Below are 11,632 nucleotides of genomic sequence, written 5' to 3'. Positions count from 1 at the left end.
GGGGGGGGCCGCACCCCCGACCCCCCCCCCCCGCCCTAACGAGAGGGTCCGGCTCCCTCCCCCCCTCCCCCCCCAAGGGGGGGGGGCCCGACGCCGTTGTACGTTGGCCGGTCAGCGTCCTCGCCGGAGCAGCTCCCTCAAGGGCCTGTCTGACGGATCTTGCTGGGCTCGCGGGCCCTGGCCCGCTCCCCCTGGGCTTCGCCCGGGAGGTGCCCCCATGCCGCGTTGTCGTCAGTCGCCAATACACCACATTGGCTCCCTCCTCCGCCTGGGGGTACCACCCGCGTCGGAGGCTGCGGGGGAGATCCACGGCACCAGACCCCGCTCACTGATCCAGCCTGATCCATCAGACAGGCCCAGCCCGCCGCCGCGCGCCACGGCCTCCAGCTCGTCCAGGGCGTCCACCGCCCGCCGGGCCGCCTCCGGGTCGGTCCCGGCGAGCCCGCTCGCGGCGAACTCGTCCTCGTCCAGCCGCAGCACCTCACGGCCGTCGGCCGAGACCCACAGATCCAGGTCCAGGTCCTCCGCGCTCAGCTCACCGCCCGCCACCCGGGCGGGCCGGGTGATGTCGCAGTACCAGCCCTTGAGCACACCCTCGCCGGTGCGCACCTCTTTCACCGCGTACCACCGGTCCCGCCAGTAGTGCTCGGTGAACACATCGCCCGGCTCGAAGCGGACGAACCCGAAATCCCGCACCCCCGCGCCCGCCCACTCCGCGCGGACCACCGTGTGGACACCGTCGTCGGCCACCAGCTCCGCCGGATAGCGGATCTTCGTCGCGCCCGCCTTGATCAGCCGTACCTCAACCGAAACCGTCATGGGCCCGACCGTACGCCGACGTCCGGCCGTGTCGCCCTCGGGTTTCCCCCGGGGCCCGCCGGGCGATGGGGGAGAATCGGCGGGTGACCCTCAAGATCGTCATCGACGCGGCATCGCCCGACGCGCCCTTCGAACAGCTCCGTGCGCAGATCTCCGGACAGGCCCGCTCCGGCGCGCTCCCGGTGGGCCACCGGCTGCCCACCGTCCGGGGCCTCGCGGAGGAACTCGGCCTCGCCGCCAACACCGTCGCCAAGGCCTATCGCGCCCTGGAGGCGGACGGGGTGATCGAGACCCGGGGCCGCAACGGCACCTTCGTCGCACCGGCCGCCGACGCGGCCGCCAGAGAGCTGGCCTCGGCCGCGCGGGCGTTCGCGGAGCGGGCCCACCGCCTCGGGGCCACCCGCGAGGAGGCGCTGTCCGCCGCCCGGGACGCGACCCGGGCGGCGTACGACGGCTGACACTCCCTAGAGGTAGAGGCCCGCGTCCGATCCGCCGTGCTGCTCGGGGATGGCGGCCGGGCCGACGCCCCGGCGCAGCGCGAACAGCTCCGCGAGCGTCGAGCCGCCCCGGCCCACACCCTCCTCCGAGCCCAGCCAGCCCACCGCCTCCGCACGGGTGAGCGCGCCGACCTCGATCCTGGCCAGACAGCGACCCGGACGGACCACCGCCGGATGGAGCCGCTCCAGATCCTCGTTGGTCGTCACCCCGACCAGCACATTGCGGCCCTGGCCGAGCAGCCCGTCGGTGAGGTTCAGCAGCCGGGAGAGCGCCTGGCCCGCCGTGTGCTTGGCCTCGCCCCGGATCAGCTCGTCGCAGTCCTCCAGCAGCAGCAGCCGCCAGCGGCCCTTCGCGGTCCCGTCGTCCTCGCCGATGGCGATGTCCATCAGATACCCGACGTCGTTGAAGAGCCGCTCCGGGTCGAGCACACAGTCCACCTGGCACCAGTCCCGCCAGGAACGCGCCAGGGTGCGCAGCGCGGAGGTCTTCCCGGTGCCCGGCGGGCCGTGGAGCAGCAGCAGCCGGCCCGAGATGTCGTCCGGAGTCACCTTCATCAGCCGGTCCATGGCGCTCGCCACCGGAGCGGTGTAGTTGGGCCGGATCTCCTCCCAGGTCCCGGCCGAGATCTGGCGGGTGGTGCGGTGCGGGCCGCGCCGGGGGGAGACGTACCAGAACCCCATCGTCACATTCTCCGGCTGCGGCTCCGGATCGTCGGCCGCCTCGGCCGTCGACTCCTTGACGATCCGCTCGGCCAGCTCGGCGCTGACCGCCGTCACCGTGACGTCCGCGCCCCGATTCCAGTGGGAGACGAGCACGGTGTAGCCCTCGCCCTCGGCGAGCACCGCGCGGCGGTCGTCGTCCCGCGCGGAGCGCAGCACCTTCGAGCCCGTGGGCAGCAGCTCGAACCCGGGTTTGACGCGATCGATCTGATGGGCGTGTGCGTAGGGCTGCTCCCCGGTCGCGAAACGTCCGAGGAAGAGCGCGTCGATGACGTCCGACGGAGAGTCGCTGTCATCGACATTGAGCCGGATCGGCAGAGTGTCCTGTGGCTGTGCGGCTGCGGCAGACATGCGCTCCATCTGAGGCTGTACGGCTGACATGGGGCCCATGATCCGGCACCCGCCCCCCGGACGCACGGAGTTTTGCCCGGCGGCGCGCCCCGCCCCCCGGCACACCACCGGCCCCCCGGCCCCGGGTCCGGGCCCTACCCCCGTCCCCGGAGCACCGTCAGCGCCCTCCGGGTCCGGCGTACCATCGCGTACCCCTTGGTGAGCGCGCGGTCCCGGGCGAAGTTCCGGGCGAGGGAGCGCCCCTCCACCAGCCGTTCGAACTCCTCCGCGCCGGTGGAGCGCCGGACGGTCACCCGCTGGACGGCGTACGGTCCCTGGGCGGGCCGGGCGAGGGCGTTGCCCACCGCGAGGGCCTGGGCGAAGCCCGCTTCCCGGACCGTCTCGCGGACCCGGCGGCTGGAGTAGCCGTAGGGGTAGGCGAAGGAGAGCGGGGCCACGCCCACCTCGTCGGCGATGATGTCGCGGCAGCGGGCGGTCTCGTCCCACAGCCGTTCGCCGTCGAGCTGGTCCAGTTGCGGATGGCTGTGGGTGTGGCCGCCGATCTCGGTGCCCGAGTGGGCCAGCTCCCGCACCTGGTCCCAGTCGAGCATGGTGTCCAGCGCGCCGCCCTCGTCGTGCGCGCCGCGCAGCCAGCCGGTGGAGACGAAGAGGGTGGCGGCGAATCCGTGCTTGGCGAGCACGGGCAGGGCGTGCCGGTGGACGCCCTCGTACCCGTCGTCGAAGGTGATCAGCACGGGCCGGCGCGGCAGCGGCACCCGGCCGCCGGAGCGCCAGGACTCGCCCAGCTGGGCGGTGGTGACCGGGGTGAAACCGCGCTCCTCCAGCACCGCCATCTGCTCGGTGAAGGCGGCGGGGGAGACGGAGAGGCCGTGGGTCGCCCTGGCCGGCTGATGAGCGACGGCGTGATACATCAGCACGGGTACGGGTTCACTCATCGGGTCTCACTCCCCGGAGCTGAAGCCGGAGCCGGAGCCGGAGCCGCCGCTTCCGGGCCGGTCTCCGGCAGGGGGACGATCGGACCGGAGGAGAAACTCACCGCGCCCCGCCGGGCCCGGGCGGTCCCGATCGCGTATCCGCCGGCCGCCGCCGCGACCCCGGTGAGGATCGCGCCCGCCCGGCCCGCGCCGCCGGGCCGCCCCAGCGCCGCGTCCCGCAGCCCGCGCAGCACCCCGGCCGGCAGCACCCGGGTGGTGTAGCGGCGTTCGGACTCCAGGCCCTTGCCCGCCCCGACGCTCCGGGCCACCAGCGCCTTGGACAGCCCTTCGGCGTAGGTGCGGGTACGGAAGTAGGCGAACCGCTCGCGGGCGGCCGGGACCTTGTGGTGGATCACCGCGCGGTCGTCGATCAGCAGCACCGCCCCGGGGAGCGCCTTGCCGAGCCGGATGCACAGCTCGGTCTCCTCGCACCCCAGCGGCCGTTTGTCGCCGTCCCGCCCGATGCCGGTGGCGAATCCGCCGGAGGCGTCGAAGGCGGTACGCCGGAAGGAGGCGTTCCCGCCGAGCACATTGCGGACCCGCACCCGGCCCGGGGGCAGCCCCCGGTAGGTCGCGCCGACGACCCAGTCGAACTCCTCGGGGAACCAGTCGGGCCGCCGGCCCGACTCCCAGTCGGGGGCGGTCCGCCCGCCGACGGCCATCACCCTCGGGTCGTCGTACCCGTCGGCGAACCAGCGCAGCCAGTCCTTCTCGGCCACGGCGTCGTCGTCGAGGAAGGCGACGAACTCGCCCTTGGAGGCGGCGATCCCGGTGTTGCGGCCCGAGGAGAGACCACGGGGTCCGGCATTGGCGAGCACGTGCACCGCCGCGCCCGCCGTGACGGCGGTCTCCCGGTACTCACGGGTGAGCCGGTCGAGCAGCGCCGGGTTGTGGTCGACCACGAGAAGGGTCTCCAGCGCCTGGAGTGACTGATTCCGTACCGAGGCGACGGCCGCGAGGATGTCGTCCCAGCGGTCTTCGGTGTAGACGCAGATCACCACCGAGAAGCGGCGGTCGCTCAAGACATCTCTCCCCGGGGTATGCGCACACCGGCCGAGGCCCCGCCGCGCCGGCGCTCGGCGAGGCCGACGCCCTTCTCCTGAAGGATCACCTTGAGCACGCGGATGCCGTCGCGGACGGCGCTCAGATTGCTGACGCCGTGGATGCGGTTGTACTCGTGGCTGGGGACCTCCTGGACCCGGAGCCCGGCCTTGACGACGCGGATGTTCATCAGGGTTTCGATCTCGAAGCCCGTGCAGTCCAGGGTGATCTTGTCGAGGCAGTGCTTCCAGAAGGCGTTGTATCCGTAGCAGAGATCGGTGTAGCGGGCCCCGAACTTGGTGTTGACGATGGAGCACAGGACCGAGTTGCCCAGCCTGCGGATGAAGGTCATGTCGTCGGTTCCGCCGCCGTTGGCGAAGCGCGAGCCCTTGGCGAAGTCGGCGCCGGAGACGAGGGCCGAGACATAGGAGACGATCTCGCTGCCGTCGGCGGAGCCGTCGGCGTCCACCATGACGATGATGTCGCCGGTGCAGGCCGCGAACCCGCTGATGAGGGCGTCCCCCTTGCCCTTGCCCACCTGTCTGACGACCTTGACGTCGGGGCGCAGCGCGCGGGCTACCTCGACCGTGTCGTCGGTGGAGTTCCCGTCGACCAGCACGACTTCATGGATCCAGTCGGGCAGGGTCTTGAAGACGTGCGGCAGGTTCGCCGCCTCGTTCATGGCGGGGATCACGACGCTGACGGGCGGGGTGATCGCCAGATGGGTGGAGATCGGCCGGTAACTGCCCGCCGTTCGACCCGGCCGGTCGGCCGGGGCTCCGGCCGGGGTCGACGGATCTGGCCCCGGAGCGGCCGGGTGCAGGACTGAACTCATGAGTTTCTCTTCCCTCTCCACCGGTGGACCGCCCGCCCCCGGGCGATCCGGATGAGTGTCCGGTTCGAAAGGGGGGTCCATCGTTCACCGGCCCATGGCGGAACAACCTCCGGGCCGGCCGGACGAACGATGGAATCTGGCCGTGCGGTGTGACGGCTCGGGATGAGCACGAAAACCGGCCACGGCACCCCCCTGCCACGCTCCGCTCCCAGTCCATCGCGACGCTGAGCCCTCCCCTTGAGCCGCCGCCTGCGTGATGAACCGTTGCGGGTGGGTGTACGACGTATTGACGACCGTGACTCTAAGGCAAATCTGAGTAACTGCCCTTAGTTTTTGCATATTTGATAACTACTCAGGGCTCACGTGTTAGCCCAACCTGCGGTAGGGGGCCGCTGCCGTTCGCCTGTGCGATCCCTGCCGCCGGTCCGCCGCCCGGGGGTGGGTCGACGGGCTCGCGTCGCGAGGGCGAACGGTGTGCGCGGCGTGGGATCCGTGCCGGTCGGGGCCGGGGCGGCGGCGGTGGCCGCTGTCGTGTGCGCCGGGGCCGCGAGGCGGTGGCGGTGATTCCACTCGGACTGCCGACCGCCGCTTCCGGACGGTTCACTTGGCTGGATCTCGTCTGTCGGGGCGCCCGCGCCCGCTCTCCGGAGCCGTGTGTCCGTGCGCGGCCGGCCGGGCCGCCGCCGCCAGTTTTGGCATGGACACTTCCAGTGAAGTCTACTGACTGGTAAGAAAGTTGAGGCAGGCATTCTGCTACAGGGAGGTTCCATGAAACTGTCCCGAATCGCGGCCTCGTCCTCCTCGTTCCTCCTCGCCGCCGTGCTCGCCCTCGCCGGGGCGGGCCAGGCGCGGGCCGCCGACCGCGCCCTGGCCCTCGACTACGTGGCGCTGGGGGACTCGTACTCCTCGGGTCTCGGCGCCGGCTCCTACGACAGCGCCAGCGGCGACTGCAAGCGCAGCAACCGCGCCTACCCCAAGCTCTGGGCGGCCGCGAACGCCCCCTCGTCGTTCGCCTTCACCGCTTGCGCGGGTGCTCGTACGAGTGACGTCGCCGCGAGCCAGCTCGGCCCGCTCAACGCCTCGACCGACCTCGTCTCCCTCTCCGTGGGCGGCAATGACGCGGGATTCGCCGATGTCATGACCACCTGCGTCCTCCAGTCCGAAAACGCCTGCGTCAATCGGGTGAACCAGGCCCGGGGGTACGTCGACACCACCCTCCCCGGCAGACTCGACTCCCTGTACACGGCCATCGGCGGCCGGGCCCCCGGCGCGGCGGTCGTCGTCCTCGGCTATCCCCGCTTCTACAAGCTGAGCGGCACCTGTGTCGCCGGGCTGACCGAGCGCGAGCGGTCCGCGATCAACGGGGCCGCCGACCATCTCAACGCCGCCCTCGCCAAGCGGGCCGCCGACCACGGTTTCGCCTTCGCGGACGTGGTGCCGGCCTTCACCGGGCACGAGATCTGCTCCGGGGCGTCCTGGCTGCACAGCCTCAATCTGCTCAACGTCGGCGAGTCGTACCACCCCACGGCCTCCGGCCAGTCCGGCGGCTATCTCTCCGTCTTCACCGCCCACGCCTGAGACCCGCCTCGTCGGTGGCGGAGATCACACCCCTGATTCCGGCCGGGAACGGCCGTCGCGGCGGCCGGCGGTGAGCGCGGAGTGCGGACTCGTGAGCAAAGAGTTCCCTGGGGTGCGAGTGGTCCGGGGAGGCGGTGGGCAGAATCGACGAGTGGAGACTCGAATCTGTCCAACTCGCCCTGGAAAAGACCGGATTCGTAGCGTCAGCGTCAACTCGCGTACGGGTGCGGTGAATCCTGTGGGTGGGATACATGCGTGTCCTGGTGGGGCGATAGGGTTAACCTGCCCGGGCCGGGTGCGTCGTACGGGTGGGGAGTGACATGGAACAGATAACAGTGCGCAGCAGGGCGCGTGTGCCCGCGATCGTCTGCGGGAACAGCGCGACCAGCTCGCGCCTCGACCGACATCTGTCGGTGCTCGGCGGTCCCGCCGTGCCCCAGCGGGAGACGGCCGAGGCGACGTCGCTGATGCGCGAGCTGACCTCGCGCGATGTGGCGCACGACCGTGGCGGCAGGGGCGGAGTCTCGCTCTTCGCACCGCTGCGGAGGCTGCGTCGCACGCTCTTCGGCAGCCGCCACTGACCCTCCGGCCCCGCTCGGGAGTCCCACTCCTCCCGAGCGAGTCCCGCCCCTTCCGTGTGTCACCGCCTGTGCGGCCCCGCGCTCAGGCCCTGTCCGACGGATCTCGCCGGGCTCGCAGGCCCTGGTGCCCCGGCGACTTCCGGGCGTCCGCGCGGTCACGACCGCGCGGACGCGGCTCCTGAGGCCCTCACTCCGCCTCGACCGTCACCGAGAACGAGAACCGGTCCCCCCGGTAGCGGATCCGCGCCACATCCACGACCTGGCCGTCCCGGTCGTAGGTCACCCCCGTGTAGTGCAGGATCGGGCTCAGCAGCGGCACCTTCAGCAGCTCCGCCGTGCGCGGGTCCGCCAGCCGCGCCTCCACCGTGTCGGTGATCCGGCTGATCCGTACGCCCACCCCGTCCCGCAGCGCCTTCGTCATCGGCCACCGCTCCAGGTCGGCCGGGTCCAGCCGCGCCGCGATGTCCGGGCGCACCGCGTTCTCCGCCCAATTGCTGGGCTCGCCGCTCTCGCCGTCCCAGCGCAGTCTGCGATAGGCGACGATCTCCGTCAGACCGGGAAAGTACTCGGACAGCTCCCCCGGCACCGGCTCGGGGCCGTGCCCCAGGACGGTCGTCCGCTCGCCCGACTGCTGCGCCACGATGGCGTCGATCGAGCCCAGCAGCCGCCTGGGCGCGCCTCTGCGCGCCCCCGGCTCGATGAAGGTGCCCCGCCGCCGGTGGCGGCTGATCAGCCCCTCCTCCTCCAGCTCCTTGAGGGCCTGCCGCATGGTCAGCACGCTCACCCGGTAGTGCGCGGCGAGCTGCTCCTCGGTGGGCAGCCGCAGTGAGGCGTCGGGGGTGCGGCCGAGTATCGAGGCGCGCAGGGACTGCGAGACCTGGTACCAGAGCGGCAGCTTCCGGTTCAGTACCAGTGAATCAGGGGCGAAGGAGGAGGTCACGGGGGCTCCGTCTCTCCGGATCAGGGCGTATCACGACGTGAAATGACGTTCAAGACCCTGCCATACGCCGTCGTAGCCCTTCTGCAGATGGTCCGCGTTCGCCGCCTGCCCGGTCGCCGTCACCGGCCAGCGCGTCTCGAACATGAAGGCGAGACCGTCGTCGATCTTCTGCGGCTTCAGCTCCGCGGCGCTCGCCCGGTCGAAGGTCTCCCGGTCCGGGCCGTGCGCCGACATCATGTTGTGCAGCGAGCCGCCGCCGGGCACGAAGCCCTCGGCCTTGGCGTCGTAGGCGCCCTCGATCAGGCCCATGTACTCGCTCATCACATTGCGGTGGAAATAGGGCGGGCGGAAGGTGTCCTCGCCGACCAGCCAGCGCGGCGCGAAGACCACGAAGTCGACGCCCGCGAGCCCCGGGGTGTCGGACGGCGAGGTCAGCACGGTGAAGACCGAGGGGTCCGGGTGGTCGTAGGAGATGGACCCCATGACATTGAAGCGGCGCAGGTCGTAGACGTAGGGGACATGGTTGCCGTGCCAGGCGACCACATCGAGGGGGGAGTGGTCGTAGGAGGCGGCCCAGAGGTTTCCGCAGAACTTGTTGATCACCTCGACCGGCCCCGCGGCCTCCTCGTACGCGGCCTTCGGCGCGAGGAAGTCCCGCGCGTTGGCCAGGCCGTTCGCGCCGATCGGGCCGAGGTCGGGCAGCTCGAAGGGCCTGCCGTAGTTCTCGCAGACATAGCCCCGGGCCCGCTCGTCCAGCAGCTCCACTCGGAAGCGGACGCCGCGCGGGATCAGCGCCACCTCGCCGGGCCGGGCGGCGAGCATCCCCAGCTCGGTGACGAGCAGCAGTCCGCCCAGCTCCGGGACGATGAGCAGCTCGCCGTCCGCGTCGCCGAAGACCCGGTCCCGCATCGGAGCGTTGGCGTGATAGAGGTGCACGGCCATGCCGGTGCGCTGCGCCGCGTCCCCGTTGCCGCCCAGTGTCCACAGACCGGCGAGCCAGTCGGTGCCCGGGGCCGGCTCCGGCAGCGGGTTCCACCGCAGCCGGTTGGGGTCGGGGGCGGTCTCGGTGAACGGCGCGGCGCGCAGCCGGCCGTTGTCGACGCGGCGGTACGGCGGATGGGCGGCCGAGGGCTTGATCCGGTACAGCCAGGAGCGGCGGTTGCGGGCCCGGGGCTCGGTGAAGGCGGAGCCGCTCAGCTGCTCCGCGTACAGCCCCAGGGGGGCGCGCTGCGGGGTGTTGCGGCCGACCGGAAGCGCGCCGGGCACCGCCTCCGAGCTGTGCTCGTTGCCGAAGCCGGGGGAGTGCCCCAGCGCCCCGGCCGTCTTCCGTGCCCGCTCCATGGCCTGCTCGATGCCGCTCATCGCCGCTCCCGGTACTGAAAAGCCCAAAGGAATCCTATGGGTCACCGTAGGATTGGCTGGACGCTCCGTCAACGCCAAACGCCCCCGCGTACGGGGGCGTGTTCGGGGCCCGTCCGGCGGGCCACGCGCGGGCGCGGGGGCCCGGAAACCACCAGTAAGACGTTGACCTGGGGTTTTGCTCGTATTGCTCACACGTCAACATCTTGTTAACAGCTTTTGACGGGACCTAACGTCATCCGGACCGCCGCCTCCGGTGGGAGTTCAAGGATGAACGTTAGGTAGCCCCATGCTGACAATCCTCGGCTTCGCCATGATCGCGACCTTCCTGGTCCTGATCATGATGAAGAAGATGTCGCCCATCGCGGCGCTCGTCCTCGTCCCCGCGCTCTTCTGTGTCCTCGTCGGCAAGGGTGCGCATCTCGGGGACTACGTCATCGAAGGCGTCGGCAACCTTGCCCCCACCGCCGCGATGCTGATGTTCGCGATCGTCTACTTCGGTGTGATGATCGATGTCGGTCTCTTCGACCCGATCGTCCGGGCCATCCTGCGCTTCTGCAAGGCCGACCCGATGCGGGTGGTGGTCGGCACCGCGCTGCTCGCCGCGATCGTCTCGCTGGACGGCGACGGCTCCACCACCTTCATGATCACCGTCTCGGCGATGTATCCGCTCTACAAGCGGCTCGGGATGAGCCTGGTCGTGATGACCGGTATCGCCGCCACCGCCAACGGTGTCATGAACACCCTGCCCTGGGGCGGCCCCACCGCCCGTGCGGCCACCGCGCTGAAGCTCGACGCGGGCGACATCTTCGTCCCGATGATCCCGGCGCTCGCCGTCGGACTGCTCTTCGTCTTCATCCTCGCCTACGTCCTCGGCATGCGGGAGCGCAAGCGCCTCGGCTATCTCTCCCTGGACCAGGCGCTGGCGACCGAGAGTGAGACGGTGCTGGTCAAGGCGGGCGGCTCCGGCGCTCAGACCGGCAAGGGCTCCGCGAAGGGCAAGGGCAAGGGCAAGAACAAGGGCGCGGCCTCCGGCGCCGCCGCCGACTCCGGTGACAGCGCCGCGGACTCCCCGGCCCCGGCCCCCGGACAGGGCGACGACGAGGGCTTCCAGGGCCTCGACCCCAACCGCGAGACCCTGCGCCCCAAGCTCTACTGGTTCAACGCCGGCCTCACCATCGCCCTCCTCACCGCGATGATCATGGAGCTGCTGCCCATCCCGGTCCTCTTCATCCTCGGCGCGGCGCTCGCCCTCACGGTCAACTACCCGAACATGGCCGACCAGCGGGCCCGGATCGGCGCGCACGCCGAGAACGTCCTCAACGTCGCGGGCATGGTCTTCGCCGCCGCCGTCTTCACCGGAGTCCTCACCGGCACCGGCATGGTCAAGCACATGGCGGACTGGCTCGTCGGGGCCATCCCCGAGGGCATGGGCCCGCACATGGCCATCGTCACCGGTCTGCTGAGCCTCCCGCTCACCTACTTCATGTCGAACGACGGCTTCTACTTCGGTGTGCTGCCCGTCCTCGCCGAGGCCGGCGCCGCCCACGGTGTCTCCCCGCTGGAGATCGCCCGCGCCTCCCTCGTCGGCCAGGCCCTCCACATGTCCAGCCCGCTGGTCCCCGCCGTCTACGTCCTCGTCGGCATGGCCAAGGTCGAGTTCGGCGACCACACCCGCTTCACGGTCAAGTGGGCCGCGCTCACCTCACTCGTGGTGCTCGCCGCCGGAGTCGTCTTCGGCATCATCTGACGGACGTCCCGGGGCCTCACCCCTCAGTGAGGCCCCGGACGATCCCCCGGGCGGTCTCCCCACCGCCCTCCGCCGCCCCCGGTGTCACACCGGGGGCGGCTCTTTCATCCCGTTTGCTGTGTTTCAGGTGCGGCGGCCGCGCCCGCCCCCGTCGAAAAAGCTCCCCCGGGGAATTGGAAGGCGTTCA

General features: G+C 71.2%; 10 protein-coding genes and 1 pseudogene. 4 read left to right on the top strand and 7 right to left on the bottom strand.

The annotated features are described in order from the left end of the window. Nucleotides 1-357: 357 nt before the first annotated feature. A pseudogene (locus tag IE247_RS19670) lies at nucleotides 358-819 on the bottom strand (ribonuclease FAU-1 family protein); the annotation flags it as partial. 83 nt (nucleotides 820-902) lie between these two features. On the opposite strand from IE247_RS19670, the gene IE247_RS19665 reads away from it, so the two are divergent. Beyond that, nucleotides 903-1,277 (top strand): GntR family transcriptional regulator, encoded by a 375-nt coding sequence (locus IE247_RS19665; RefSeq protein WP_190124490.1) that lies wholly within the window; start codon nucleotides 903-905, stop codon nucleotides 1,275-1,277. Between the two features lie 6 nt (nucleotides 1,278-1,283). Here the strand turns inward: IE247_RS19665 and IE247_RS19660 are convergent, their stop codons facing one another. From IE247_RS19660 to IE247_RS19645, 4 genes are all read right to left on the bottom strand, one after another. Next, entirely contained in the window at nucleotides 1,284-2,396 is a 1,113-nt protein-coding gene (locus tag IE247_RS19660) for a DUF5925 domain-containing protein (protein WP_229869229.1), read from the bottom strand. A 125-nt stretch (nucleotides 2,397-2,521) separates the two neighbouring features. After that, complete coding sequence (locus tag IE247_RS19655) at nucleotides 2,522-3,322, bottom strand: polysaccharide deacetylase family protein (protein ID WP_190124488.1); 801 nt, start codon at nucleotides 3,320-3,322, stop codon at nucleotides 2,522-2,524. Next, a complete protein-coding gene (locus IE247_RS19650) occupies nucleotides 3,319-4,383 on the bottom strand; it encodes a glycosyltransferase family 2 protein (RefSeq protein ID WP_190124487.1) in 1,065 nt (354 codons plus the stop codon). Before IE247_RS19650 ends, IE247_RS19655 begins: the two co-directional genes overlap by 4 nt. After that, the gene (locus IE247_RS19645; protein WP_190124486.1) at nucleotides 4,380-5,237 is read right to left on the bottom strand and encodes a glycosyltransferase family 2 protein; all 858 of its coding nucleotides are present in this window, start codon (nucleotides 5,235-5,237) and stop codon (nucleotides 4,380-4,382) included. Before IE247_RS19645 ends, IE247_RS19650 begins: the two co-directional genes overlap by 4 nt. Nucleotides 5,238-6,005: 768 nt before the next feature. On the opposite strand from IE247_RS19645, the gene IE247_RS19640 reads away from it, so the two are divergent. Next, a complete protein-coding gene (locus tag IE247_RS19640; RefSeq protein ID WP_190124485.1) occupies nucleotides 6,006-6,815 on the top strand; it encodes an SGNH/GDSL hydrolase family protein in 810 nt (269 codons plus the stop codon). A gap of 320 nt (nucleotides 6,816-7,135) precedes the next feature. Next, nucleotides 7,136-7,396 (top strand): hypothetical protein, encoded by a 261-nt coding sequence (locus tag IE247_RS19635; RefSeq protein ID WP_190124484.1) that lies wholly within the window; start codon nucleotides 7,136-7,138, stop codon nucleotides 7,394-7,396. A gap of 187 nt (nucleotides 7,397-7,583) precedes the next feature. On the opposite strand, the gene IE247_RS19630 is transcribed toward IE247_RS19635, so the two are convergent. Next, a complete protein-coding gene (locus IE247_RS19630) occupies nucleotides 7,584-8,336 on the bottom strand; it encodes a GntR family transcriptional regulator (protein WP_190124483.1) in 753 nt (250 codons plus the stop codon). 30 nt (nucleotides 8,337-8,366) lie between these two features. Next, on the bottom strand, nucleotides 8,367-9,698 hold the full coding sequence (gene hmgA / locus IE247_RS19625) for a homogentisate 1,2-dioxygenase (RefSeq protein WP_190124482.1): 1,332 nt from the start codon (nucleotides 9,696-9,698) through the stop codon (nucleotides 8,367-8,369). A 286-nt stretch (nucleotides 9,699-9,984) separates the two neighbouring features. Between hmgA and IE247_RS19620 the strand changes: the two genes are divergently transcribed. Next, nucleotides 9,985-11,445 (top strand): CitMHS family transporter, encoded by a 1,461-nt coding sequence (locus tag IE247_RS19620; RefSeq protein WP_190124481.1) that lies wholly within the window; start codon nucleotides 9,985-9,987, stop codon nucleotides 11,443-11,445. Nucleotides 11,446-11,632: the final 187 nt, after the last annotated feature.

This window comes from Streptomyces inusitatus (assembly GCF_014651115.1).
In the GTDB taxonomy this organism is placed as follows: domain Bacteria; phylum Actinomycetota; class Actinomycetes; order Streptomycetales; family Streptomycetaceae; genus Streptomyces; species Streptomyces amakusaensis.
This window is presented reverse-complemented; position numbering and strand designations above follow the sequence as displayed.

Excerpts from the sequence above, each read along its gene's own strand:
- IE247_RS19645 (WP_190124486.1), bottom strand. The coding sequence starts at position 5,237 with ATGAGTTCAGTCCTGCACCCGGCCGCTCCGGGGCCAGATCCGTCGACC.
- IE247_RS19635 (WP_190124484.1), top strand. The coding sequence starts at position 7,136 with ATGGAACAGATAACAGTGCGCAGCAGGGCGCGTGTGCCCGCGATCGTC.
- IE247_RS19660 (WP_229869229.1), bottom strand. The coding sequence starts at position 2,396 with ATGGAGCGCATGTCTGCCGCAGCCGCACAGCCACAGGACACTCTGCCG.
- IE247_RS19640 (WP_190124485.1), top strand. The coding sequence starts at position 6,006 with ATGAAACTGTCCCGAATCGCGGCCTCGTCCTCCTCGTTCCTCCTCGCC.
- IE247_RS19655 (WP_190124488.1), bottom strand. The coding sequence starts at position 3,322 with ATGAGTGAACCCGTACCCGTGCTGATGTATCACGCCGTCGCTCATCAG.
- IE247_RS19620 (WP_190124481.1), top strand. The coding sequence starts at position 9,985 with ATGCTGACAATCCTCGGCTTCGCCATGATCGCGACCTTCCTGGTCCTG.
- hmgA (WP_190124482.1), bottom strand. The coding sequence starts at position 9,698 with ATGAGCGGCATCGAGCAGGCCATGGAGCGGGCACGGAAGACGGCCGGG.